Below are 24,334 nucleotides of genomic sequence, written 5' to 3' on the forward strand. Positions count from 1 at the left end.
CAGATATTCCCGCGGTCGCTGTCGACAGGGCGACGCGTGGCGGGGCGTCCGGGAGCCGACGACGGGGGGACGCTCCGGACTGTCAGGGCTGGACTGGGGTCATGCAGGTTTCCGCCCACTCACCTGACCTGGTCCGGGCGCAGGCACGCGCCGGCCAGCCGGGTGATATTCCCCGTCAGCGTGGCGAGACCCGCCGGCGAACCGCGTCACCATGCTCGCGCCGCGCCATCCGGCGGGCCGTCCCGCTGGTCCGTGAGCTGACGCCGCGGGACGGCGCGGCCCTGGACGAGGTGTTCGCCGGTCTGTCGCCGCGCAGCCGCTACCTGCGTTTCCACGCCCCGCTGCACCAGCTGTCCCGCCGGTTCCGCGCGACCCTCCTCGACGTCGACGGCCGCGACCGGCTGGCCCTCGTCGCGGTGGTCTGCACGGCGGAGGGCCCACGCGCCGCGGGGATCGTCCGCCTGGCCCGTACCGGACCGCGCGAGGCGGAGGTGGCCATCGAGGTCGCCGACGCGATGCACCGCCAGGGCATCGGCCGCCTCCTGCTGACCACACTCGGCCACCGTGCCACCGAGCTCGGCCTGACCCACCTGACGGCCGAGGTCCTCGCCGAGAACACGCCCGCCCTGGCCCTCTTCCGCTCGGTCTTCCCCGACGGCCCCACCCGCCGCGCCGACGGCATCCTCACTGTCACCTGCCGCCTCGCCGCGGTCCTCGACCCGCCCGTCTGACAGGCGGGACCCGCGACCGCGACCGGACCGAAGACGGGCACCGGCCGCTCGGCGAGGCGCTGAAGGTATCGCTGCGCCCCCCAGGGGTTCCGGCTCGAGGCGGCTCGTGCGCGCCAGGACCGCGCTCAGGTGACGGGCGGGCCTCCCGGCCAGACCGGCCGGACCTCGCGTGACTGCTCAGGTGGCTCAGGTGGTGCGGGTGGCGCCGGTGGATCCCCGCGCACGGATGTGGACGCGTTCGCCCTGGGGGCCGACGAGGCTGAGGAGCTCGACGGGGTGGGGGGTCGGGTTGCTGAAGGCGTGCGGGACGCGGGTGTCGAACTCCGCCACCTCGCCGGCGGCCAGCACGAGGTCGTGCTCGCCGAGCTGCAGGCGCAGCCGCCCGGACAGGACGTAGAGCCAGTCGTAGCCCTCGTGGACCTTCTGCTCCGGCTCGTACCCCGGCCAGTTGGCCGGGATGAGCATCTTGAACGCCTGCAGCCCGCCAGGCCGGCGGGACAACGGGATGACCGTCATCCCGTTCCGCACGAACGGGCGCGGGTGGACGCGCGGGTCGGTCGTCTGCGGGTGGCCGACCAGCTCGTCCAGCGGGACCTGGTAGGCCCGGGCGAGCGGGAGCAGCAGCTCCAGCGTCAGCCGGCGCTGGCCGGACTCCAGCCGCGACAGCGTGCTGACTGAGATCCCGGTGGCCTTCGACAGGCTCGGCAGCGTCAGCTCGCGCTCCTGGCGCAGCGCGCGCAGCCGCGGGCCCACTGCCGCGAGCACACCATCGAGGTCCATCCCGTCGTCACCCGCGCCGTCGCCGCCTGGCGCCCACGGACCAGGTGCTTCCGTCTTCGCCGCTCGCGCGTTCGTCCGCGTGGTGCGCGCCCTCGGCTCAGCGGTCGCTGCGCCCGGCTGTCCGGTCCTACCGTCGGTCATGCCTGAAGTTTGCCATCTCGGCAACGTTATTTGTCAAACCAGCAGCCTTTCCCGCACGGTGCGACAGGCGGGCGCGGCCACGGGCACGTCCACGCCGCTGCCGACAACGACGGAGCTGGCTGGCGATGGCGGCACATCCGCGTTCCCGCCGAGCTGAGGAGGATCACATGACGATCGAGACCAGATACGCCGCGTCGGCCGACGCCAAGGCTGTCGATGTCGGCGAGGCCGATGAGCGGGAGTACGACGTCGTCGTCGTGGGCGGCGGCCCGGCCGGGCTGAGCGCGGCGCTTACCCTGTCGCGGGCGCGGCGCTCGGTGCTGGTCGTCGACTCCGGCGAGCCTCGCAACGTCCGCGCCGACCGCGTGCACAACTACCTGGGCCGCGAGAGCACGCCTCCCGCCGAGCTGCTGGCCATCGGTCGCGCCGAGGTCGCCAGCTACGGCGGCGAGGTCGTCACCGGGACGGTCACCGCGGCCGAGCGCCTCGACGAAGGCGGCAACGGCGGTGGCGGCGAGCACGGCAGCGGTGGCGGGGAGGGTGCCGGACCGCTCTTCCGGGTCTCGCTGGCGGACGGCCGGACGGCGCGGGCCCGGCGGCTGCTCGTGGCCACGGGTCTCGTCGACGAGCTACCCGATGTGCCGGGCCTGGCCGACCGGTGGGGACGCGACGTCGTGCACTGCCCGTACTGCCACGGCTGGGAGGTCCGCGACCAGGCGATCGGCGTGCTCGCGACCAGTCCTCTCGGGGTCCATCAGGCGCTGCTGTGGCGGCAGCTGAGCCAGGACGTGGTCCTGTTCCGCCACACCGCGCCCGACCTCACCGAGGATCAGGCCGAACAGCTCGCCGCCCGCGGCATCCCCGTCGTCGACGGCGAGGTGGCCGCGCTGGAGGTGGCCGACGACCGGCTCGTCGGCGTCCGGCTGCGGTCCGGCGAGGTCGTCCCCCGCCAGGCGGTGACGGTCGCGTCGCGGCTCACCGCCCGCGCCGACCTGCTCGCGCCGCTCGGGCTGCGACCGGCCGAGGCGCGGATGGGCGACCTGGTCGTCGGCGACCGGATCGAGGCGGCCCCGACCGGAGCCACCTCGGTCGCCGGGGTGTGGGTGGTGGGCAACGTCACCGACGTCCAGGCGCAGGTCATCTCGTCGGCCGCCTCGGGCGTCACGACCGCGGCCGCGCTCAACGGCGACCTCATCGCCGAGGACACCCGCCGGGCCGTCGAGGCCTACCGCTACGACCGGGTCTTCGGCGAGCGGGCCTGGAGCGAGCGACACCGCGCCCGCGCGGCCGCGGGGCCCGAGATCGACGACCCGAGCCCGGTCCTGGCCGCCATGACCGCCAGCCTGCCACCCGGCACGGCACTCGACGCCGGCGCCGGCACCGGCGCGGACGCCTGCTGGCTCGCGGCTCGCGGCTGGAAGGTCACCGCCGTCGACCTGTCGAGAGCCGCTCTGGAACGCGCCGAGGCTCGCGCCACCCGGCTCGGCCACGACGTCACCTGGCTGCACGCCGATCTGGCCGTCGAGCCAGCCCCCGGCACCTACGACCTGGTCACCGCCAACTACCTGTGCCTGCCACCGGCACAGCGTCGCCCCCTGTTCGCCCATCTCGCCGCCGCCGTCGCCCCCGGCGGCACCCTCCTGCTCGTCGGCCACGCCCCGGGCGACGGGCACGGTCACGGTCACGGCGACGGAGAAAGCGTGAAGGGACAAAGCCAGGGCCAGGGTCACCCACACGAACACGAACACGAACACGAACACGGACACGGACACGGACACGGCGAATCGTCGCCCAAGGGCCACGGTGGGGTCGGCGACCCACGGACCACAGCCCCCGACCCCCATCTGGCCGAGGTCGCCTGGGTCGCCGGAGACGTCGCCTCCTCCCTGGGCCCAGGCTGGATCATCGAGACGGCCGAGACCCGCCCTTTCGCCGGGTCTCCCGGCGGCCACGCGCCCACCCACGACTCGATCCTGCGCGCCCGCCGCGACGACCGGACCACCCAGTAGCGCAGGTCCGCCCCACCCACTGCGGAGCCCTCTTCCTCTGCGACGATCGACTGGACCGACAACTCACGCGGGCCGTGCGGCCCAACGGGTATGGGCGAGCGCACGAGCGCGAACGACATCCAGGGGACAGGCGGGCTGGCCGCGATCGGGACCATGGATCGCGGCCAGCCCTGCCGAGGTCAGCTCAGGCAGGCCAGGAGGCGCCGGAGCGCGGCCGGGTCACCGTCGACGGTGTGGTTGCCCCGCTCGGTGTAGGCGGGACGACCGGCGACCGGGCGATAAAGGATCCTGATGTAGTCGGGCGCGTCGCAGACCACGGTCGCGTCGACGGGCGCGTCACCCACTGGCCCGGTCGTGAGCTTCCCGCTCTCGACGCTGGCGAGCAGGGTGCCGTCGGGGAAACGGAACGCGACCCGAAGGCCGTCCTGCTGAGATCCGTTCGCCGTGAACATGTGCCGCAGCCCCAGGGCGAAGTTCGCGACTGTGGAGACGTCGGGCCTGAAGTCGAGGTAGCGCACCTGTTTGGCGGGGTTGCGGGCGGCTGTCCTCTCCGCGTGCGTGCCGGACTGCACGTACACCGGCTCCGGGTGGCGACGCAGCGGGAGCAGGACATCCTCGCGGTAGCGCGCCCTGTCTGCGAGGTAGGGGCCGATGACGTCCTCGCCGGCCGGGCACACGGCCATGCAGTAGGCGGACTTGTAGTTCGGCTCGAACGCCAGGGACTGCAGCATTGACTGGGTCTCGTCCTCGCGGAACTTCGCGCGATAGGCGCTGGCGTCCCCGGCGGCCACGGCGTCAACCCAGTCGCCGGCGCTGAACGGGAACTCGCGGTAGTTGTGCCCGAGGCAGGCGAAGAAGTCGAACTCCCCGACGTTGCTGATCGCCCCGACCGGGCAGGCCGCGACACAGAGGTTGCAGCCCAGGCACGGGTTGTAGTCCAGTGGCTGGCCGTAGGCGTCGATCTCGACGTCGATGAGGACGGTGTCGAGCAGCAGGAAGTTCCCGAACTTCGGATGGATGACGTTGCGGTTGATGCCCATGTGGCCCATGCCTGCCTCGACGGCCACGATCTTCTGCGCGATTCCCCAGGGAGGCTGGCCGGGCGGGGCCTGTACGTCCATCGGAAACCCGATGTTGGTCGACACCGCACGGACACCGGCCTCGGCCAGTTGTTCGCAGATGCGGGCGGCGGCGTTGTCCAGCTTCTCTCCGGTGCGGTGCCAGGCGTTGTTCGCGGTCGCGCGCGAGGGCGAACGGATCGCGTCGCGGTTGGAGATCCCGACGAGGCAGATCAGGGCCCTGACGGCGGGGAAGAGCCGGCGGGCGTTGTCGTTCTCCTCGCCCAGGCCGATCCGGCCGATGTCCACGAAACCGACGTCGTCGGCGCCGGCCCGCAGGCACAGCTCACGCAACCAGGTGGCCTCGACGCGCTGAGGTGGGGGCGGGAGGGCCAGCGACGCCTCGTACGCCCGGCGGGCGGCCTCGGCCTCGTCGGTGCCTCGGAAGATCCGTCGCGTCTCGTTCGTCACGCAGAGAAAAGTATCATAGAGATAGTATCTTTACGGCAGGGATAAGCTCGGTCCGTGCCGACCACGCCGCGCTCCGCGTACGCGCACTTCTGCATGCTGGCCAGGACCCTGGAGCGCCTGGGTGATCGCTGGGCTCTCCTGGTCGTGCGCGACCTGCTGACCGGCCCGAAGCGCTTCACCGACCTGATGGACCGGCTCGGTGGCATCACCCCGCGGACCCTGACGCAGCGCCTACGCGATCTCGAGTCGGACGGGCTCGTTCTCGTCGACCGCAAGCCCGGCCGCCGGGAGGTCTGGTACCGCCTCACCCCCGCCGGCGACGACCTCGCGCCCGCTTTGGAGGAGCTCTCGCTGTGGGGCCTGCGCCATCTCGCCGCGCCTCCCGCGCCCGGCGAGGCGACCCACCCCGAGCACGTGCTGGGCGGCCTGCGCCTCGTCCTGGACCGCGCGAGGCTCGATGTCGGCCCGGCCAGCTGGGTGTTCCGGACGCTCGACCACGACGACCACTACACGATCAGCGGGCGCGACGGCCGATGGACGCTGGACGAGGTCGCGGCCCCGCATCCCGACGTGGAGCTGCTCGGCACCAGGCGAGACCTGGCCGACTACTTCGCCACCTCTCCCGCGGCCCGCACGGCTGGCCGACCGGGCGTTCGCCTGCAGGGCAGCGACAAGGAGATCGGCAGATTCCTCGGCGCGATCGCGGCCTTCCCGTAGGACAGCGCGCCTCGCCACCCGTCACCGAGACCAGAGCTCACCGTCGCGTGCCGATGACCGACCCGACCGATGAGTCACGCGGGCCGTACCGGTCCAACGGGTATGGGCGAGCGCATGAGCGCGGATGACCTCCAGACACGCGTGCAGACCGCGATCGACCGGATGGTGCGGGACGGCACGGAGGTGGGACTGCAGGTGGCCGTCGTGCGGCACGGCCACCTGGTCGTCGACGCGGTGGCCGGCCTACGCGACGCCGAGTCGCGGCTCCCGGTCCTGCCGGACACGTTGTTCTACGTGGCCTCCGCCGCCAAGGGGGTGGCCGCGGCGACAGCGCACGTGCTCGTCGAGCGGGGCGTGCTCACCGACGACCTGCGGATCGCCGACGTCTGGCCCGAGTTCGGCGTCCATGGCAAGCAGGACGCGACGCTGCGGCACGTGCTGCTGCACACGGTGGGTGTGCCGGCGCCGCCGTATGACACGACCGTCGAGGAGCTGTGCGACTGGGACCACATGTGCGCCGCGCTCGCCGACGCCCGGCCGTGGTGGGTGCCCGGCACCCGGTTCGGCTACCACGCCCAGACCTTCGGCTTCCTGCTCGGCGAGACTGTCCGGCGCGCCTCGGGCCGGCCGCTGTCGTGGTGGCTGCGCGAGGCGGTCACGACCCCGCTCGGGATCGAGGACGACGTGCGTTTCGGCGTCCGCGCGGACCTGCTGGGCCGGGTCGCGCACCAGCACCGACCGCCCGGACCAACGCCGGAGCCGCCCAAGGCTGGCTCGCCGGCCGACCGGGCGGTCCCGCCGGGCATCCGGCCCGACGCCGGCCTCGCCAACCGCCGCGACGTGCTCACCGCCGACATCATCTCCAGCGGCACCATGACCGCCCGTGGGGCGGCACGCGTCTACGCCGCCCTGCTCGGCGACGTGGCGGGCCGCGCGGCGACCGGCGCGGCAGGCGGCCTGGTATCGCCGGCGCGCCTGGCCGCCATGGCCGCGCTCACCCACGACGGGCAGGACGAGGTCATGGGCATGCCCACCACCTGGGCGTTCGGGTTCAGTCCGTACCGCCCGGGCGGTGTCGCCTCGCGGCCCGGATCGACCTTCGGCATGATCGGCTCGAACGGTTCGGCGGCGTACGCCGACATCGACTCAGGCGTCGCCGTGGCGGTGACGCGGAACCGGTTCAGCCAGGATCTGTCCGCCGCGGCCGAGATCGACCGCATCGTGGCCGACGCGTTCCCCAGCTCCGCAAACTCACGGACCTCCGCCGGCCCACGGACCTCCGCCAGCCCGCACGCACCGACCACCGACCACCGACCACCGACGATGGGAGCGACGATGGATGACCCGGTGACCGAGCTCGACGAACGGTTCAGCGACCCGGGCGCCCAGCCCACCACCTGGGCCGCGACCCTCGAGATCCTCGAGACGGCCCAGCTCAGCTGGATTTCGACCGTGCGGGCCGACGGGCGGCCGCACGTCACGCCGCTGGTCGCGGTATGGCTCGACGGAGCGCTCCATTTCTCCACCGGCCCGTCGGAGCAGAAGGCCGTCAACCTCGCCACCAATCCCAATGTCGTGCTGGCCACGGGCAGCGCTAGCTGGGACCAGGGAACCGACGTCATGGTGGAAGGTGAGGCGGTCCGCGTCACGGACCGGGAACTCCTGACCCGGCTCGCCGACGCCTGGCGGGCCAGGTGGGACGGCGGCTGGCGGTTCGACGTCGCCGACGACGGCTTCCACCACGAGGGCGGCGGCCCGGCGTTCGTCTTCGCGGTCAGGCCGACGAAGATCCTCGCCTTCGGCAAGGGCACCTTCACCCACACCCGCCATCTTCCCCAGGCCCGCTGATGACACGGCCATCGAGCGCCGCCGTCACCTGTCGCCGCGATCATGCATCGAGCCTCGACCGCCGAGGACAGATGATCGCCGATCGCGTAGGCAACGGGCGTCCGGCGGACCAGCGGGAACCACACCCAACAAGATCCACGGAAAAGGCTAGCCGACGCAGAACTCGTTGCCTTCCGGGTCGGCCAGCACGATGTGATGACCGGGATACTCCCGGAGGCTGGTCGCGCCGGCGGCGGTCAGCCGGCTGGCGGCTTGGGTGATCCGGGCCCATCGCTCGTCGGCGCTTCCTGTTCCGGCGACCCGGATGTCGATGTGGAGCCTGTTCTTGGTGGTTTTCGGTTCCGGGACGCGTAGCAGGCTCAGTCGGGGTCCGTTCCCGGCGGGATCGTGCAGCCAGGCGCCGTCGTCGGGCGTCTCGCCGGAGTCGCCATACTCCCTGAGCCAGTCCTCCCTGGTGGTGAACGGGGCGGGCGGGGGTTCGTCCTCATATCCAAGCGCCAGCTTCCAGAACGCCGCCAGCCTGGCCGGGTTCGCGCAGTCGAGAGTCAGGTCAATGCTGGCCGCCATTAGTTACTCCTCGGTGAGATGACGCAACCGTACTCGGCGCGGACGACAACCGGAGTACGCGGCGAGTAGCAGCCGTACCACTTCGCCGACAATCTTGTCTTGTCATGAAGGCGGACCCCGGGCCTCAACGGACGACGGCCCGCCGCGGCCGCGTGATCGAACAGCGAAATCGCGGGCCAGGAACTTCCACCAACTCAGCCCGGCCCGCCGCTCCTGTGGGGAGTGGCGGGCCGGGCCGGCTGACAGGACGATCAGGATCCGTAGCGGTGGTAGGTCTCCTGGGCCAGGTAACGACCGCCGCCGCTGGCGTAGGTCTCGTAGCCGTTGGTCGAGATACCGCTGCCGTTCTTCCCGATCGGATAGATGTGGATCGTCTCGGTGAGGTTCTGGAAATAATAGGTCACGCTCGCCGAGGTGCCTACGTAGCCCCAGGTGATCTTCTTCGTCGTCCCCCAGTCGGAGTAGCCCTTCCCCAGGCCCAGCCAGGGGTTGGAGACGATCCGGACCGATCCGGAGTCGAGGCGCTTGCAGTTCGTGAACGAAAGCGTGACGCTCTGGAGGAAGGCGCTCGAGTCGTTGGCGATCCAGACACCCGCATAGCCGTTGTTGCAGCTCGTCGACCCTCCGCCGGCGAACGCCGCCCCGCCAGCCGCGCCGGGCACCGCCTGCTCGACCGGCTTCGGTGTCGCCGTGGCGGCGGCGGCAGCCGCTGTATCGATCTTGGGTGCGTCGGACGCCGCGACCGCCGGCGTCGCGGCGTCGCTGGTGCTCGCCGCCTCGGACGAGCAGGCGGCCGTCGCCAGGCCCAGGGCGAGAGCACTGGCGGCGAGCGCCGTGCCGGTCCGGCGGGCGAGCGGAGCGAGAAGGCGGTTCATAATTACCTCTCCTGTCTTGTTCGCGACGCTTTCGGCGTCGCGGCGCGGCTGGAGGCCCAGACCCCCGGGTTCTTGGCCGACTACCCAGCCGGCGACGTGTTCGATATTCGCGACTACCGCCGGCCCGGCGAAAGGGAGTGCATTCCCAGTTGTCCCGGGATCAGGTAGGAGCAGGCTCCTACGACCACCGGGTGTTTCACGTAAAGAGCCAGCCCAGAGACCGTCAAGGATTCCCCGGAAGGGGTCGACCGGGGACTGTCGGTCGGCCGACATATTCAGCCCACAGCCGCGGAGACCAGAGAAGAGGGTCTACTTCCAGACAAAGACAGGAAGAAAAAGATCTTAATCCAGGCAGCCATGCCCGCGACCGCACGCGGGGCCAGTGGCGAAGGGAAACCGCCAGAAGAATATCTGTGCCCCTTCTAGATCAACGAAGATCCATTTCGTGACCATGTCGGCCACCCTGTTCTCGATCTTGCCGCGCCGGTCAACCACTGGTGGCGTCGCACTCACGTCAGAAGATCTACCGGAGGTACGGATCATCGCCGAGTCCGCCGGGTTGACCGCAGGCGGACGGCCGCAGGCGGACGGCCGCAGGCAGGAGGAGAGGTTCCGCCTGGCCGCGCGTGCGCTGACGGATGGTGCGCCGGCCGGGAATCCGGTGGATGGTCCCGGCCGGCCGCCATCGCGCTGAAAGACTCGCGGCCGTCAGCCGCCCAGGAACGCGGCGCGGGCGAGGATGCCGACGTCGGTGTTGTCGGTGAACAGGCCGTCGATGCCGGTCCTGAGGAAGGTGACCTGCTCGTCGATGGCCCGGCCGTAGTCGCTGGCCACCGTGCCGACGCGGTAGTCGGCGGGCAGGAAGCTGTTCTCGGCGCGGAACGTGTACGGGTGCAGAACGAGGCCGGCCTTGTGGGCGTCGGCGACGAGCGTGGTCGGGGTTCCGAGGTTCCCGGCCGCGTCCCGCGGGATGATCTGGTTCTTGTCCGGCCCGATGCCGTTCGCGTACGTCGCGATCGTCTTCAGGCCGGCGGGGGTGATCAGGTCGGCGTACGTGCGCTTGTCGCCGGCGTCGATCAGGTCGAACGGGGCACCGGCGGCGCTGAGGAGCTGCACCGCGCGGGTCCTCAGGCCGAGCCTGYGCAGCTCGCCCAGGTTCTTCGTCTCGAAGGACTGCAYGAACACGGGCGCGTTCTTGTCGTTGAGGCCGTAGCGGTTCAGCGTGTCCAGCAGCCGCTTCTCCAGCGCGAGCCCGGCCTTCTGGAAGTAGGTCGGGTGCTTGGTCTCCGGGTAGACGCCGATCTGCCGGCCGAGCTCCGCCGACAGGCGCTTGCGCAGGTCGAGCACCTCGATCAGCGTCGGGATCTCGAAGCGGCCGTTGTAGAGCGTGTTGTGCTGGCGGACGTCCGGGATCCGCTCCTTGGCGCGCAGCGTCTTGAGCTCGGCGAGCGTGAAGTCCTCGGTGAACCAGCCGGTCAGGGAAACACCGTCGAGCGTCTTCGTCACCCTGCGGGCGGCGAACTCGGGATGGTCGGCGACGTTGGTCGTGCCGCCGATCTCGGGCTCGTGCCGGCAGACCAGGTGGCCGTCCTTCGTGACGACGAGGTCCGGCTCGACGAAGTCGGCGCCCAGCCGGGCGGCGAGCTCGTAGGAGGCCAGGGTGTGCTCCGGCCGGTATCCGGACGCGCCGCGGTGCCCGATCACCAGGGTCGTGGGCCGCTGCGGCTTGCCCTGCCCGCCACCCGAGCCCGCCCCGGTGACCGAGGCGGCGGAGGTCGCCGAGGCGGCCGAGGCGGAGGCGGCGACGAGGACGGGCGCGGCGGCCATGCCCGCGATAACGCCGCGGCGGCCGATCGCGCGCCGGCCCCCGGCTGGCCGGTCCTGAGCGGTCAGATCCTCGGCGGGGAGGTCTTCCGTACGACGATCCACAGGTTCTCCAGCGCGGCGACGTCGGCCATCGACGCCGGCGCGCCGCACAAGCCAAGCAATGACGAAGGACGCCAACACTGCGCGCGTCTGGCCCGCGTCCGTCGAGTAATCGTCCACGGCATGAACCGGGCCACCTCCTGGTCCCGGACGCGGGGCGCAAACGTGTCTGGGAGTTCACCTGACCGCGGCAACCCAGAAGCCGCCGCGAGGAACCGGCGCTGGCGCCACCCCACCCCGCCACCCCACCACCCCGCCACCCCGCCTTGATCAGCAGCGACGTGTTGTCGGCGTCGCGATCTCGCCGCGATCGCGACGCCGACAACACGTGCGCGGTGATCTCCTGGGCGGCCTAGGAGGCGCCGGCGAGCCGCGCGGCCTGGCCGACCGCGGCGACGAGGGCCTCACCGGTGTACGCGACGCCGCCGATACCCCAGCCACCGTCGGGCGCGTTGAGGATGTTGACCCAGGTGTCGTCACGGCCGTGGCCGTCCACCGTAAGGGCATCGACGAGGTCGGTCGCCGCGGCGATGAACGCGGCTCGGCTGGCGGGGTCGGGCAGGCCGATGTTCGGCAGCTTGAGCTCCACCATCACGATGCGGCGGTTGACGCCGCCGGCATAGATGTCCGAGGGGTCCAGAACCTGGATGGTGCCGCCGACGATGCCGGTGAAGAACGGGTTGCCGGTCGCGCCGCTGGCCGCGATCAGGGCCTCGGTCAGCAGCGGGAGGATCTCGCGCTCGCCGGTCTCGGTGAGTTCGCCGCGCGGGGCGGTGACGGTGATGGGCACGGAGGGCTCCACTTCGGTCGCTAGTACGTACGTACTAGCGACCACCCTCTACTAGGATGGACGTACTAGTCAAGGCATCCGGAGGTGCGTTGTGGCCGACACCCGTGGCCGGATGATCGACGCGACAGTCCAGGCGCTCCAGCGGCGCGGCGTGGCCGGGATGTCGTTCACCGACGTTCTGCGCGACAGCGGCGCGGCCCGCGGCGCGATCTACCACCACTTTCCCGGCGGCAAGGCGCAGCTCGTCGCCGAGGCCGCCACGCGCAACGGAGAGGATGTACGCACCAGCCTCGCGGCCCTGCCCGCCGACGACCCGCTCGCCGTGGTCGCGGCCTTCCTCGACGCCGTCCGGCCCGTGCTGGCCGCCTCGACGACGGGTGGCGGCTGCGCGATCGCGGCGATCACCGTCACGGCCGGCGAGGACGGCGGCGGCGACACCGACCTCCAGCGCACCGCCGCCACCATCTTCGCGTCATGGACCCAGACGCTGGCCGAGCGCCTGGCGTCGGCCGGGCTCCAGCCCGACGAGGCCACCGGCCTCGCCACCGCCCTCCTCATGCTTCTCGAGGGTGCCCACATCCTGTGCCGCGCCACCGGCACCCTCGAGCCCTTCGAGCGGGCCGCGCGCACCGCGACCGCGCTCGCCCGCGCCCGCTACGAGAACCGCTGACGCGACGCGCCGCCCGCCCGGCCGGCCGGGCGAGCCGCGACCGCTCAGCGCACCTCGACGGACTCGCCGCCCGACCAGCGGCGCAGGACCAGGTAGCGGCCGTGGAGGGCGCCGCGGTCGTGGTGGCCGAAGGAGAGCAGGGTGCCGTCGTGGCCCTCGGCGGCCGGGAGCCACTTGATCTGCTCCAGGCCCTCGCGGATGCCGGCGCGGGTCAGCTCGGGGGCGCGGGCGATGCCCTCGATGACGAGCCGGCCGAGGTCGCGGCCCTTGGCGACGGCCGCCGAGCGCTCGGGCGGGACGGCGAGGCGGCGGCGCAGCGCGGTGAGCGTCGCGTTGTCGTCGGAGTACATGTCGATGTACGTCCAGCCGTCGATCGCCTCGCCGACGCCGGGCTGGCGGCCGAACATGCCGGCCGCGTTCATCACCCGCGGGCCGCCCCAGCCGGCCTCGGCCGCGGCACGGCCCACCGCAGCCGCCGTCCGTCCCAGCCCCAGGTAGACGAGCGCGTCGACGCTGGAGCCCAGGACCTGGCCGACCTGGGCCGTGACGTCCTCGGCGAGCGGCGGGAGCGCCGCGGTCGCCGCGACGGCGAGGCCGAGCAGGTCCGCCTCCGCGGACAGGAACCGCAGGTAGCGCCGCCCGATCGGTGACCGGTCGTACACGACACCGAGGTGACGGACGCCGAGCGCGGCCAGGTGCTGGGCGAGCACCACTCCCTCGTCCTCGTGCGAGCCGACCTGGAGGTGGAACATCCACTCGCCGCGGGCCCGCTCCGTCCCGGCCCAGTTGATCGCCGGAACCCGGTGACGCTCGGCCAGCGGGGCCGCGACCAGCGCGTTGTCGCCGATCGCCGGCCCGACGACCAGCAGGACCCCGTCGTCGGCGAGCCGCGCGAAGGCCCGTTCGACGGCCGCCGCCGTCCCGGTCGGCAGGCCCAGGCCATAGGCGGGCACGAGCTCGACGTCCCGGTCGAGCCGGCCGTCGGCGACCGCCTCGTCGGCGACAAGCCGCAGCCAGTGCGTGACGTCCGTCGGGCTCGGCGGCGCGTCCGCCAGATCGTCCAGCACCCCAACCCGCACCGGCGCCGCCATCACCCACCCCATTCCGAATGCCACAAAAAGTACATACTCACTTACCTGTCAGCCGGCGTGATCGTCAGCGCGCCCCGAGGAGCGACGGGGCGGGCGTCTGTGGGCCGGCGGGCCGGCGGGCCGGCCCACAGACGCCCGGAGGCCTCTTAGGCGGACGCCTCGCCCCACCACTCGAGCAGCGGCGGGGCGAGCAGCGGCCAGCGGGCGAACAGGCCCTCCTTGACCGCCTCGGGGGTGTGGCGCTCGGCCCACTCGGTGTCGCCCCACGGGGGCTCGCGCAGCACGGCGTTCGGCAGCGCCGCGGCGATCTTCTCGGACGTCTCGCGGCGGTGGTGGATGTCGCTCTCGCCGCTGCGGAGCACCAGCGTGGGCAGGTCGAGCCTGGCGGCCTCCGCGTCCGACAGGCCGGGGACCAGCGCCTTGTCGTCAGGGCAGTAGACCGCCATCCAACGCTCCAGGGTGGCCATGAACGTCTGCCGGTCCTGGTCGAGGATGCGCTGGCGGTTGGCCGGGTTGCCCTCGATGACCTCGGCCCACTCGGGCAGCGCGGCGACCGCCTCCATGCCACCGTTCCACGCCGCGACGAACGAACCGGAGCAGTAGTGCACGCCGAGGCTCATCAGCCCGTAGACACCGCCGCTGATCCACCAGATCGCGAGCCCCGCGGCGAGGTCACGGTGACGGGCCGCGGTCAGCATCGAGACCCGGGAACCGCCGGAACCGCCGGCGATGATCGTCGGCCCGAGCCCGAGCTGACGGATCAGCCCACCCAGGACGTCGGCCTGCATCTGCGACTCGGATTCACCGGTAAAACAAACATCCGAGGCGCCGGTGTTGGGACGGTCCCAGATCAGAGCCCGCCCGCCGGTCCCCTCGGCGAGTGCCGCGGCCAGCTCACGGATACCGGGCGTGTCCTTGCTGTAACGACCACCGGGCGTGACCGCCCATGCCTGACCGTCGCCCGAGCCGACGATCTCATAGGAGATCGATAAACCGTCTACGGTTGCATATGCCATAGAGAGAATCTAACATTGATGTCTATGTCAAAGGACGGCTTATTTATCGTTGACGCCGACTCCCACTGGTCCGAACGAGCCGATCTTTTCACCAGCCGCGCGCCCGCCGCCTACAAGGACCGGGTACCCCAACCACGCGACGTGAACGGCGTGCCGACCTGGGTCATGGACGGTCACGCCATGGGTCGGTTCAGCCCAGGCGGCGTCGTCGCCCGCGACGGCTCCAAGGAGGAGGCCGACAAGGCCCTCCACCACTGGACGTTCGACCAGATCCACCTGGGCGCGCACGACCCGAAGGTCCGCATCGGCGTCCTGGACGATCTCGGCATCGACGCACAGATCATCTTCCCCAGCACCATCGGCCTCGGCGGCCAGGACCTGGGGTCGGTCGACGACGCCGCGCTCACCAGGCTGACCATCCAGATCTACAACGACGAGATGGCCGAGATCCAGGAGCAGTCCGGCAACCGGCTGCTCCCGCTCCCCCTGATGCCGGCCTGGGACATCGACTTCTGCGTCAGCGAGGCGCGCCGGGTGGCCGCGCTCGGCGCCCGCGGCGTGAACATGACCTCCGACCCGCAGGACCTCGGCTCCCCCGACCTCGGCGACCCGGCCTGGGACCCCTTCTGGGAGGCCTGCACCGAGCTCCACCTGCCGGTGCACTTCCACATCGGCGCGAGCGTCACCGGCATGACGTTCTACGGCAAGTACCCGTGGCCGTCACACGACGCCAACACCAAGCTCGCCATCGGCGGCACGCTGCTGTTCATCGGCAATGCCCGAGTGGTGACGAACCTGATCCTCTCCGGCATCTTCGACCGCCACCCCGGTTTGCAGACCGTGTCGGTGGAAAGCGGTGTCGGCTGGATTCCGTTCATTCTCGAGACGCTCGACTACGAGATGAGCGAGAATGCGCCCCGCCAGCTGGCGGGGATGAAGAAGCTGCCGTCGGAGTACTTCAGGAGCAACATTTACGCGACGTTCTGGTTCGAGAAGAACCAGGGCAAGCTGGCGGCGCTCGTCGAGGCCGTCGGCGAGGACCGCATCCTGTTCGAGACCGACTTCCCACACCCGACCTGCCTCTACCCCGCTCCGCTCGAGGCCGTCGAGGAGAAGCTGAACACGATCTCGCCCGAGGCGAAGGCCAAGATCCTCGGCGAGAACGCCCGCAAGCTCTACCGGCTCTGACCGGCGCGTCGCGCCGCTGCGCGCCGCGATAGGTGACAGGTCGGGAAGGCCGTCCGGTGCCGGGGTGGATGTATGCCCCGGCACCGGAGTGTGCGTTCACATACCGGCAGAATCGAAACCGGAAAAACTCCGCGTCACCGCGTGGGCCGCGAGCCGGTCCTCGGCCCCGGCGTCGCGCACCTCCACGACCCCCAGACCGCCGGACACCCGTGCCGTCGCCACGGCCGGCCCAAGCCGTACCGGGCGCAGGTAGCGCAGCAGCATCGAGGCGAGCGGCACTCCCGGCGTGAGCGACAGCGCCGCCTCCTCCGCCGCGAGCGCGATCAGCCCGCCGTTGATGGTGTCCGACGCGTTGAGCCCGTTCGCCGTCCGTGCCACCGCGGCGACCCCCGGCGCACGCACCTCGCAGCCCGCGTGCTCGGCGAGCGCCGCGCGCAGCGGCTGGCGCGGGCCCCAGGCCGCGTCGTCCGGGTCCTCGTCCTCCCAGCGCAGCGGCGGCATGACCAGAGACGGGTCCCCGGCGGTCATGAACGCCGCCGTGGCCAGCGCCAGCGGCGTTCCGTCGGGGTGCCGGAAGTCGGCCGCGGTGATGACGACCGAGCGGCCCGTCTTGACCAGCCGGCCGGTCACCTGGACCTCGGAGGTGTCCCAGGAGCGGGTGTAGAGCTCGACGTGGAGGTCGAGCGTGACGGGCACCCGCGGCGCCAGCACACCGACGGACATCCGCCCGCCGAGGAAGTCCGACCAGACCACCAGCGCCGCCATCCGCACGCACGTCGTCCCCGGCACGTGCAGCTCGGGCATGACCGGCACCGAGCCGCGCAGCTCGTCGCCGACGCGGCGCACGGACACCCGGATCGGCGCGAAGACGTGCTCCTGCGGGGCCACGTGCCGCACGTGGCGGGCACCGGGAATGCCCGGTACCTCGACGGCCTCGACCACGCCCCCCGACGCGGGCCGGCCCCCCGACGCGGGCTGGCCGCCCGGCGCCGGCGGGCCGGCGAGCTCCTCCTCAGTCGTGCCGGTGTCGTGCGCGGGGCTCAAAACTTGCCCAGCAGGAACCGGACGGCCCCGGTGTCCGCGGGCCACGTCTCGGTGTTGCCGGCGGCGAAGTGGCCGGCATCGGTGATCAGCGTGATGCCGCTGATCCCGGACGCCGCGGGGGAGCACAGGAAGACCAGCGGGTAGCCCTGCTCCAGCGGGGTGGCCGCCTCGACGCCGGCCTCGGCCCGGTATCCGGCGCCGAACCCGAGCCAGGTCCCGGCGTTCGCCCGCGCCAGCGGCGTGTCGGTCGGCCCGGGGCAGATCGCGTTGATCCGGATGCCACGCTTGAGCAGCGGCAGCGCCTCGAGAGCGACGTAGGCGCAGACGGCCTGCTTGCTCCACATGTAGTCCGCGTGCTTGTGCTCGATCGCCCAGGCCGACGCCTCGCCGAGGTCGGCGATGGCGAGGTACTCCTTGAGTTCGTCGAGATTCCGCTCCCAGCCGAGGCCGGCGGCCGACGAGATGAAGCCGATGGCCGAGCCGCGCGGCAGCGCGTCGGCGGCGAGCAGCTTCTCGAGCAGGTACCGGTGGCCGAGGAAGTTGGTCTTCTCGATGCCCGGCGTTCCGTCGGCGACACCGGCGCAGCACAGCACGACGTGGACCGGGCCGCCGAGCGTGGCCAGCGCCGCGTCGATCGACGCGGTGTCGCGCAGGTCGACGGGGACGGCCTTGACGCCGGGCACGGTGATCTCGGCGATGTCCAGGACAGTGACCTCGGCGCCGGCCGCGAGCGCGAGCTCGGCGGCGGCCGCGCCCATGCCGGTCGCGCCTCCGACCACTAACACGTGCTTGCCGTCGTAGCGGAACGCGTCGAACAGTGACATGCCGACTCTCCCTGGCGTAGTTTGCGCGAGGCCCGAACAGCGTGGGCCCGCTGGCTATGACGAGGCTCAGAAGTACCTGGCGTTGCCAGCACCCGGCATTGCTCACGCGAGGCGGTCCGGCCGGCAGGCGGCCGGCGGTCTCGCTACACCCGTGTGGCATGTGCCCGGCCGGCCGGGCGGTCCGGCCGGTGCCGGCGGGACCGACACGCCGATTTTAATTTTAACGTCGACGTCAATGACAATCCACCGGTAGACTTACGTCACACCGTCGGCAGGGAGGAATTTCGTGGAGGACAGCCGTGACGTCCACGGATGATGTGTCCACGGCAGCGCCGGCCGACCGGGAGAAGACCGGGGGGCCGCGCTCCCGTAAGGGCGCCGCGACGAGGGCGCGGCTGGTCAAGGCCGCGAAGGCCGTATTCGAGGAGGACGGATTCCTCGACGCGCGAATCTCCGACATCGCCGAGCGCGCCAGCCTGTCACACGGTTCCTTCTACCATTACTTCGACTCCAAGGAACAGATCTTCCGCGAGGTCGCCATGAATCTCGCGGACCTGCTCCAGTCGCCGCTCTCCACGGTCGTCTTCGACGCGACCTCGACGGCCACCCCCGCCGACCGGATCCGCCAGGGCAGTCGCCAGTTCCTGCGTAACTACCAGGCGGAGGCCCGCATCATCGGCGTCATCGAGCTGGTCTGCCGCTACGACCGGGAGTTGAACCTCTCCCGCCACGAACACCTGCAGGAGGCCAACCCACGGGTCATGCGGATGATTCGTCAACTCCAGCAGCGCGGCCACATCGACCCGGCGCTGGACCCGGCGCTGGCGCTGCCAGCGCTCGGCGCGATGATGAACCGGTTTGCCGAGATGTGGTTCGTGCAGAAGCTTTTCGACTATGAGTTCGAAGAGGGCGTCGAGCAGCTGGCAAAGCTTTTCCTGAACGCCCTGCAGATCAAAGAGACCTAGCCGGCCGGGCCGCCGCCGGCTATCCGGCGGCGGCCGCCGCGCGCAGGAGGATCAGCGCGCGGGAGTTCAGTCGGAGGACGGCAGCGGCTTGGCCTGCGCGAGGGACATCGCCTCGCCGTGGCATACCGGTTCCGCCGCGCCCGCCTTGGCGACGAGCACCTGTGCGTCACACACGGCGCACGTATAGCGCTTGCCCAGCGCGGCCGGCCCGCCCGCGCGCAGCTCCAGGCTCGATTCCGCCGAGATCCGAACGACGACCGCCTCCGTCCCGGTCGCGTCGTCCCGCAGCCGGGCACCGGCCTTCAGCGCTGTCATCTGGACCTCCAGTCGTTGCTCAGTTGCCACAGGCAGGTCGCCTGACGGCCCGTGGGCCATCTCACGCTAGAAGGTTTCGATTCTGACGTCAACTTTACATTCGGTGGCCGCCAAGCCCGTCGACCGTGACAGCGTTCAGCCGGCGGCGTGCTTCTCCCAGACTGCGAGGACGTCGTCGGTCGTCACTATGGTGGCGCACAGCGACAGTGAGTTGCGAATGAGGATGTCGCCGTACTCCGCCGGGAAGCCCGCGATCGCGTCACGTGGGACGACGACCTGGTAGCCCTCGTTCACCAGGTCGAAGACACCCGCCGGGATGGCGACGTTGGCCGACACCCCAACGATAACAACGGTTCGTGCGCCGAGGTTCGTCAGCAGCGCGTCGGCGTCGGTGCCCCCCAGGGGCGAGACCCCGTGCAGCCGGACCGACACCAGGTCGGACGGTTCCTGCCCGATCTCGTCGAGCACCTGGGCCGCCGGCGTGCCGAGCAGCTGTTTGACCGGCGACCGGTCCGTGCCGAGGAACAGCCGGGCGTTGGTGCTGGCTCCCCGCCCGTCGGGCCGGCGCGCGGCGACGCAGTGCAGCACGCCGGCGCCCGCGGCCCGGGCGCTGGCCGCCAGCCGCGCGACGTTGGCGATCATCCCCGACGCGCGCGCCACCTCGGCGAGCGCCGGCAGGGAGCTGGGCGTGCCGATCACGCCGTTCTGGCACTCCTGGGTGAGCAGGACGGTGTGTGCCGGGCGCAGCAGCTCGGCGAGGTCGACGGCCATCGCGCTAGGTCCTTTCTGTCGATGGCCTCCGGGGACGCGAGGCTTCGCGATTTTCGCGCCCCCTTTGGCCTAGGACTGGGCGAAGCGCAGGCCGGCGCCGCGAGTCTCGAAAAGGTCCTGCGCGAGGACCTCGCCGAGCTTCGCCGCGTCCCAGCGCCTGCCCCCGGAGGAGATGGTCGCCCGCTCGGTCCAGCCGCGCATCCAGATGATCCGGTCGTCGAGGACCCGGATGACCTGGCCGGTCACGTGGTCGGCCTCGTCGCTGGCGAGCCAGGCCACCAGCGGGGAGCTGTTCGACGGGTCCATCGGGTGGAACTCGCCCTCGGGGACCTCGTCCGGCTCGAACGCCTCCCCCATGCCCGGGATGGTGGCGGTGATCCGGGTAAGCCCCGCCGGGCCGACCGCGTTCACCGTGACACCGGTGCGCAGCAGCTCCAGCGCGAGCGTCTGGGTGAGGCCGACGATGGCCGCCTTCGCCGCGGCGTAGCCCGACTGGCCGAAGTTGCCGCCCAGGCCCGCGCCGGAGGTGGTGTTGATGATCCGGCCGCCCACCTTGCCGCCGGCGGCCTTCGCGGCGGCCCGCCAGTACTTCGCGGCGTGGTGGCAGGTGGCCCAGGTACCGCGCAGGTGGACCCGGATGACCGCGTCGAAGTCCTCCGGCGGCATGTTCCAGATCACCGCGTCACGCACGATGCCGGCGTTGTTCACCAGGATGTCCAGCTTGCCGAACGCGCTGACGGCCCGCTGGACGAGCTCACCGCACTGCCCGGCGTCACCGACGTCGGAGTAGTCGGGGACGGCCGTGCCACCACGCTTCTCGATCAGCGCGACCGTCTCGTCGGCCGCCCGGCCCGCCCCCTCGCCGCGCACCGAGCCRCCAAGGTCGTTGACGACGACCTTCGCGCCCTGCCTGGCCAGTTCCAGGGCGTGGCCACGGCCGATGCCATGCCCGGCACCGGTGACKATCGCGACCTTGCCGTCGAGCAACCTCATTGCCCGCCCCTCACGTCCGGTCAGCTCAGTCAGCTGATCAAGATTTTGTATAAAATATCATGTACGGGCGACAGTCGTCACACAACAGCCCCTCAGGCGACGGCCCCTTCCGCGGCCACCGCACGCCCTCGGTCACGCGGCGCCACCCCCACCCCCACCCCCACCGGCCGCGCCGCCGGCGCCACCCGCCACGCCAGCGTTACCCGCTCCGCCAGCTCCGCCCGCGCCGCCGTCAGCGCCCTGCGCCCCGCCGAAGGCGCCGGCCGCGCGCAGGGCCGCCACCCGCGCCTCGTCGTAGCCGAGGACGCCCGCGAGCACCTCGTCCGAGTGCTCGCCGGGCGGCGGCGCCGGCCGCTCCGGCCTGGGGTTGTGGCCGTCGAACCGGACCGGGAAGGGCAGCTGGTCGATGACGAACGTCGACGCGGGCAGCCAGGGCAGCCGATCCTGGAACTGCGGGTCGTCCATGATCGATTTTGGCGTGTTCACCGGGGCGATCGTCGTGTTGTGCTCGCCCGCGAACCGGATCCACTCCGCCGTCGTCCGGGTGGCGAAGATCTTGACGAGCTCGACGCGCGTCTCGGTGTCACCGCGGGCGTGGTCGRCGAACTCGGCGCCGGGGCGGCGCTCGTACAGGTCGAGCCGGCCGACGCCCGCGCAGAAGTTCCGCCAGAACTTGCGCTCGGAGGCCATGAACAGGATGTGGCCGTCCGCCGAGCGATAGATCTGGTAACGGACCCCGTCCTCCATGCCCGCGGTTCCCGGGGTCCGCCGCTCGTAGTTGTCGACCGGGTTGCCGGTCACCTCGTCCTCGGGCCGTTCGTACGCGCGCCAGCTCTCGCTGCGCAGCCAGTCCATCGCGGCGGCGGCGTCGGCCTGGCCGATCTCGACGTGCGAGCCCTGCCCGGTCTCGCGCGCCGCGAGCACCGCCGCGACGAGCCCGAGCGCGCCGAACAGCGGGCCCGCGTGCATGCCGATCGACGCGTGCTCCGGAAGGTAGGTGAAGCCGTCCTTGTCGACGGCGGGGTTCACGACGCCCGCCCAGGTGTCGTAGGCGATGCCGTGGCTCGGCAGGTCGCGGTACGGCCCGGACGCGCCGTAGCCGGAGATCGAGCACATGACGATCTTCGGGTTGAGCTCGCGCAGCGCGGCGAAGCCGAGCCCGCGCCGGTCGAGCGCTCCCGGCCRCATCGCCTCGACCACGGCGTCGGCGTGCCGCACGAGATCCCTGAAGACCTCGACGCCCGCCTCGGTGCGCAGGTCGATCTCGATGGAGCGCTTGCCCCGGGAGATGTGCCAGTGCAGCAGCGACACCCCGTGGATGAACGGCCAGACCATCCTGCGGACGTACTCGCCCCCCGGCGGCTCCACCTTGATGACGTCCGCGCCGAGGTCGGCCAGATGGGTCGTCAGCGCGCCCGGGCCGAGCATCGACACGTCGACCACGCGCACCCCGGCCAGCGGAGYGGTCGCATCTGGCATCAAGCACCTCGCAGGTCATCGGTTCGGTACATCGTCGGCCGGGCCGCCGTCGCGGCGGCGTACCACCGATCAGTACGCCATCGGTTCGCGTCCCAAGCAAGCGATTGGTCAAGCGATGGGACACACGTCCACTCGCCAATCAATATTGGATACCTTATATAATCCATCAGCCTGGCGCAGTGGATGCGCCCATGACGGGTGCCCTCTCGACGCGACCGGCGCCCTCTCGACGGCGAAGGGGCGGCGGATGGACGAGTCGGTCGGCGGCACGGCGGCGAGCCCAGGCGCGGGCACGGGCGCGGGCGGCACGGCCGTCCCCACGGACACGGAGCAGGACACAGCCCAGGACGCGGAGCAGGGCGCGGAGCGGACACCCGCGACGATCCCGGCCGCGCTCGCCAGGGCCACGGCCAGCTGGCCCACGGCCGAGGCCGTCGTCGACGGCGAGGAGCGCCTGACGTTCGCCGGCCTCGACGCCCGCTCGGCCGCCGTGGCGCGGGCGCTCGTCGCCAGCGGGGTGCGGGCCGGCGACCGGGTGTCGGTCTGGGCGCCGAACAGCGCGGCGTGGGTGCTGGTCGCTCTCGGCGTCTACCGCGCCGGCGCGGTCCTGGTGCCGGTCAACTCCCGCTTCAAGGGCCAGGAGGCGGCACGGGTACTGCGCGCCTCGGGCGCGCGGCTGGCGTTCGTCGTCGACGGCTTCCTCGGCGCCGACCATCTCGCGATGCTCGCCGAGCACCGGGAGGGTCTGGACGCGCTCGGCGAGATCGTGCTGCTCGCGGCTCCCGCCCGCCCGGGCGCCACCGGGTGGGACGCGTTCCTCGCCCGTGGCGAGCGCGACCCGGACGGGGCGCTCGCCGCCGTCGTCGCCGCCCGCACGGCCGCGCTCGGCGGCGACGACGTCTCCGACATCGTGTTCACCTCCGGCACCACCGGCGCGCCCAAGGGCGCGATGCTGACCCACGGTGCCTCGACCCGGGTCTACACGGCCTGGTCGGACGTCGTCGGCCTGCGCCACGGCGACCGCTACCTGCTCGTCTACCCGTTCTTCCACACCGCCGGGCTGAAGTCCGGGATGCTCGCCTGCGTCCTGGCGGGCGCGACGCTGCTCCCCCATCCCGCCTTCGACGTGCCGTCCGTGATGCGGAAGGTCACCGAGGAGCGGGTGACGATGCTGCCCGGCCCGCCGGCGATCTACCAGACGATCCTGGGCAGCGACCTGACCGGCTACGACCTGTCGAGCTGGCGGCTCGCCGTCACCGGCGCCGCGGTGGTGCCGGTCGAGCTGGTCCGCCGGCTGCGCTCGGAGCTCGGCCTGCGGACGGTCGTCACGGGCTACGGCCTGACCGAGACCACGGGGACGGCGACGATGTGCCGCCACGACGACGACCCGGAGGTCGTCGCGCGCACCTCCGGCCGGGCGATCCCCGGCGTGGAGGTCCGCGTCGTCGACGACGCCGGCACCCCGCTGCCGCCCGGGACCCCCGGCGAGATCGTCGTCCGCGGCTACAACATCATGAAGGGCTACCTCGACGACCCGGAGGCGACAGCCGAGGCCGTCGACGCCGACGGCTGGCTGCACTCCGGGGACATCGGGATCCAGGACGCGGCCGGCAACGTCACGATCACCGACCGCAAGAAGGACATGTTCATCGTGGGCGGCTTCAACGCGTACCCCGCCGAGATCGAGGCGGCCCTGCTGGAACGCGGCGACCTCGTCCAGGCGGCCGTCGTCGGCATCCCCGACGACCGCCTCGGCGAGGTGGGGGTGGCCTTCGTCGTCCCGCGCGCCGGCGCGGCCGTCGACCCGGCGGAGGTCATCGCCTGGAGCCGTGCCCGGATGGCGAACTACAAGGTCCCCCGCCGCGTCGAGGTCGTCGACGCCCTCCCCCTGAACGCCACCGGCAAGGTCGTCAAGTACGAGCTGCGCGCCCAAGCCGCCCCCTCGTCCCCACCGGTTACTGGCTAGGCTTCCGCCGTCCCTTCTGGGTGGTTCGGTCGCGGCGGGCGCGAACCCGCCGCGGACGCTGTGGTAGTCATGACGACACCGCCCGATCGCCCCGCGCGA

Annotated in this window: 22 protein-coding genes; 8 read left to right on the forward strand and 14 right to left on the reverse strand. The window is 71.8% G+C overall.

Features of this window, described 5'->3' with window-relative positions; genetic code table 11:
- Positions 1–101: 101 nt before the first annotated feature.
- A complete protein-coding gene (locus BL253_RS31710; RefSeq protein WP_076820983.1) occupies positions 102–731 on the forward strand; it encodes a GNAT family N-acetyltransferase in 630 nt (209 codons plus the stop codon).
- A 186-nt stretch (positions 732–917) separates the two neighbouring features.
- On the opposite strand, the gene BL253_RS31715 is transcribed toward BL253_RS31710, so the two are convergent.
- Entirely contained in the window at positions 918–1,511 is a 594-nt protein-coding gene (locus BL253_RS31715) for a helix-turn-helix domain-containing protein (RefSeq protein WP_076820985.1), read from the reverse strand.
- Between the two features lie 308 nt (positions 1,512–1,819).
- Between BL253_RS31715 and BL253_RS31720 the strand changes: the two genes are divergently transcribed.
- Positions 1,820–3,661, forward strand: a complete 1,842-nt coding sequence (locus tag BL253_RS31720; protein WP_076820987.1) for a bifunctional NAD(P)/FAD-dependent oxidoreductase/class I SAM-dependent methyltransferase — start codon at positions 1,820–1,822, stop codon at positions 3,659–3,661.
- Positions 3,662–3,840: 179 nt separating this feature from the next.
- Here the strand turns inward: BL253_RS31720 and BL253_RS31725 are convergent, their stop codons facing one another.
- Positions 3,841–5,190 (reverse strand): 4Fe-4S binding protein, encoded by a 1,350-nt coding sequence (locus tag BL253_RS31725; RefSeq protein ID WP_076820989.1) that lies wholly within the window; start codon positions 5,188–5,190, stop codon positions 3,841–3,843.
- A 54-nt stretch (positions 5,191–5,244) separates the two neighbouring features.
- Here BL253_RS31725 and BL253_RS31730 point away from each other — a divergent pair, with 54 nt between their 5' ends.
- Positions 5,245–5,907 (forward strand): winged helix-turn-helix transcriptional regulator, encoded by a 663-nt coding sequence (locus BL253_RS31730; protein WP_076820991.1) that lies wholly within the window; start codon positions 5,245–5,247, stop codon positions 5,905–5,907.
- Between the two features lie 114 nt (positions 5,908–6,021).
- Positions 6,022–7,755: a serine hydrolase gene (locus BL253_RS31735; RefSeq protein WP_241835317.1), complete on the forward strand. Its 1,734-nt coding sequence runs from the start codon at positions 6,022–6,024 to the stop codon at positions 7,753–7,755.
- Between the two features lie 147 nt (positions 7,756–7,902).
- On the opposite strand, the gene BL253_RS31745 is transcribed toward BL253_RS31735, so the two are convergent.
- The 4 genes from BL253_RS31745 to BL253_RS31760 form a co-directional block, all read right to left on the reverse strand.
- The gene (locus BL253_RS31745; protein WP_076820992.1) at positions 7,903–8,322 is read right to left on the reverse strand and encodes a VOC family protein; all 420 of its coding nucleotides are present in this window, start codon (positions 8,320–8,322) and stop codon (positions 7,903–7,905) included.
- A gap of 251 nt (positions 8,323–8,573) precedes the next feature.
- Complete coding sequence (locus tag BL253_RS31750) at positions 8,574–9,197, reverse strand: hypothetical protein (protein ID WP_076820994.1); 624 nt, start codon at positions 9,195–9,197, stop codon at positions 8,574–8,576.
- A 708-nt stretch (positions 9,198–9,905) separates the two neighbouring features.
- On the reverse strand, positions 9,906–11,126 hold the full coding sequence (locus tag BL253_RS31755; protein ID WP_081438896.1) for a glycerophosphodiester phosphodiesterase: 1,221 nt from the start codon (positions 11,124–11,126) through the stop codon (positions 9,906–9,908).
- Between the two features lie 349 nt (positions 11,127–11,475).
- Positions 11,476–11,913: a hypothetical protein gene (locus tag BL253_RS31760; RefSeq protein ID WP_076820996.1), complete on the reverse strand. Its 438-nt coding sequence runs from the start codon at positions 11,911–11,913 to the stop codon at positions 11,476–11,478.
- Positions 11,914–12,004: 91 nt separating this feature from the next.
- Here BL253_RS31760 and BL253_RS31765 point away from each other — a divergent pair, with 91 nt between their 5' ends.
- Positions 12,005–12,583 carry a TetR/AcrR family transcriptional regulator gene (locus BL253_RS31765; RefSeq protein ID WP_096336132.1) on the forward strand — a complete coding sequence of 193 codons (579 nt, stop codon included), beginning with the start codon at positions 12,005–12,007 and terminating at the stop codon, positions 12,581–12,583.
- Positions 12,584–12,627: 44 nt separating this feature from the next.
- Here the strand turns inward: BL253_RS31765 and BL253_RS31770 are convergent, their stop codons facing one another.
- Entirely contained in the window at positions 12,628–13,662 is a 1,035-nt protein-coding gene (locus tag BL253_RS31770; RefSeq protein ID WP_241835318.1) for an ABC transporter substrate-binding protein, read from the reverse strand.
- A 158-nt stretch (positions 13,663–13,820) separates the two neighbouring features.
- The gene (locus tag BL253_RS31775) at positions 13,821–14,690 is read right to left on the reverse strand and encodes an alpha/beta fold hydrolase (protein ID WP_076820997.1); all 870 of its coding nucleotides are present in this window, start codon (positions 14,688–14,690) and stop codon (positions 13,821–13,823) included.
- A 24-nt stretch (positions 14,691–14,714) separates the two neighbouring features.
- On the opposite strand from BL253_RS31775, the gene BL253_RS31780 reads away from it, so the two are divergent.
- Positions 14,715–15,878, forward strand: coding sequence for an amidohydrolase family protein (locus tag BL253_RS31780; RefSeq protein ID WP_076820999.1), 1,164 nt, complete (start codon positions 14,715–14,717; stop codon positions 15,876–15,878).
- A gap of 96 nt (positions 15,879–15,974) precedes the next feature.
- Here the strand turns inward: BL253_RS31780 and BL253_RS31785 are convergent, their stop codons facing one another.
- Both BL253_RS31785 and BL253_RS31790 read right to left on the reverse strand, forming a co-directional pair.
- Positions 15,975–16,922 carry a hotdog family protein gene (locus tag BL253_RS31785; RefSeq protein WP_076821001.1) on the reverse strand — a complete coding sequence of 316 codons (948 nt, stop codon included), beginning with the start codon at positions 16,920–16,922 and terminating at the stop codon, positions 15,975–15,977.
- Positions 16,919–17,746: an SDR family oxidoreductase gene (locus tag BL253_RS31790; protein ID WP_076821002.1), complete on the reverse strand. Its 828-nt coding sequence runs from the start codon at positions 17,744–17,746 to the stop codon at positions 16,919–16,921. Before BL253_RS31790 ends, BL253_RS31785 begins: the two co-directional genes overlap by 4 nt.
- A 299-nt stretch (positions 17,747–18,045) precedes the next feature.
- Here BL253_RS31790 and BL253_RS31795 point away from each other — a divergent pair, with 299 nt between their 5' ends.
- Positions 18,046–18,711 carry a TetR/AcrR family transcriptional regulator gene (locus BL253_RS31795; protein ID WP_081438897.1) on the forward strand — a complete coding sequence of 222 codons (666 nt, stop codon included), beginning with the start codon at positions 18,046–18,048 and terminating at the stop codon, positions 18,709–18,711.
- 66 nt (positions 18,712–18,777) lie between these two features.
- Here BL253_RS31795 and BL253_RS31800 read toward each other — a convergent pair whose 3' ends face one another.
- The 4 genes from BL253_RS31800 to BL253_RS31815 all read right to left on the reverse strand — a co-directional run bounded on the left by BL253_RS31800 (position 18,778) and on the right by BL253_RS31815 (position 22,269).
- Entirely contained in the window at positions 18,778–19,026 is a 249-nt protein-coding gene (locus BL253_RS31800) for a desulfoferrodoxin (RefSeq protein ID WP_076821004.1), read from the reverse strand.
- A 135-nt stretch (positions 19,027–19,161) separates the two neighbouring features.
- On the reverse strand, positions 19,162–19,797 hold the full coding sequence (locus tag BL253_RS31805; protein ID WP_076821006.1) for an isochorismatase family protein: 636 nt from the start codon (positions 19,795–19,797) through the stop codon (positions 19,162–19,164).
- A 69-nt stretch (positions 19,798–19,866) separates the two neighbouring features.
- Entirely contained in the window at positions 19,867–20,790 is a 924-nt protein-coding gene (locus tag BL253_RS31810; protein WP_076821008.1) for an SDR family NAD(P)-dependent oxidoreductase, read from the reverse strand.
- Positions 20,791–20,922: 132 nt separating this feature from the next.
- Entirely contained in the window at positions 20,923–22,269 is a 1,347-nt protein-coding gene (locus BL253_RS31815) for a CaiB/BaiF CoA transferase family protein (protein WP_241835319.1), read from the reverse strand.
- A gap of 247 nt (positions 22,270–22,516) precedes the next feature.
- Here BL253_RS31815 and BL253_RS31820 point away from each other — a divergent pair, with 247 nt between their 5' ends.
- Positions 22,517–24,235 carry a FadD3 family acyl-CoA ligase gene (locus tag BL253_RS31820; protein WP_081438898.1) on the forward strand — a complete coding sequence of 573 codons (1,719 nt, stop codon included), beginning with the start codon at positions 22,517–22,519 and terminating at the stop codon, positions 24,233–24,235.
- Positions 24,236–24,334: the final 99 nt, after the last annotated feature.

The sequence above is a fragment of the Pseudofrankia asymbiotica genome (assembly GCF_001983105.1).
GTDB lineage: Bacteria > Actinomycetota > Actinomycetes > Frankiales > Frankiaceae > Pseudofrankia > Pseudofrankia asymbiotica.

Coding starts and splice junctions, on each gene's coding strand:
- BL253_RS31735 (WP_241835317.1), top strand. CDS start 6,022: ATGAGCGCGGATGACCTCCAGACACGCGTGCAGACCGCGATCGACCGG.
- BL253_RS31820 (WP_081438898.1), top strand. CDS start 22,517: ATGGACGAGTCGGTCGGCGGCACGGCGGCGAGCCCAGGCGCGGGCACG.
- BL253_RS31780 (WP_076820999.1), top strand. CDS start 14,715: ATGTCAAAGGACGGCTTATTTATCGTTGACGCCGACTCCCACTGGTCC.
- BL253_RS31805 (WP_076821006.1), bottom strand. CDS start 19,797: ATGGCCGTCGACCTCGCCGAGCTGCTGCGCCCGGCACACACCGTCCTG.
- BL253_RS31715 (WP_076820985.1), bottom strand. CDS start 1,511: ATGGACCTCGATGGTGTGCTCGCGGCAGTGGGCCCGCGGCTGCGCGCG.
- BL253_RS31745 (WP_076820992.1), bottom strand. CDS start 8,322: ATGGCGGCCAGCATTGACCTGACTCTCGACTGCGCGAACCCGGCCAGG.
- BL253_RS31710 (WP_076820983.1), top strand. CDS start 102: ATGCAGGTTTCCGCCCACTCACCTGACCTGGTCCGGGCGCAGGCACGC.
- BL253_RS31720 (WP_076820987.1), top strand. CDS start 1,820: ATGACGATCGAGACCAGATACGCCGCGTCGGCCGACGCCAAGGCTGTC.
- BL253_RS31790 (WP_076821002.1), bottom strand. CDS start 17,746: ATGTCACTGTTCGACGCGTTCCGCTACGACGGCAAGCACGTGTTAGTG.
- BL253_RS31775 (WP_076820997.1), bottom strand. CDS start 14,690: ATGGCATATGCAACCGTAGACGGTTTATCGATCTCCTATGAGATCGTC.
- BL253_RS31750 (WP_076820994.1), bottom strand. CDS start 9,197: ATGAACCGCCTTCTCGCTCCGCTCGCCCGCCGGACCGGCACGGCGCTC.
- BL253_RS31800 (WP_076821004.1), bottom strand. CDS start 19,026: ATGACAGCGCTGAAGGCCGGTGCCCGGCTGCGGGACGACGCGACCGGG.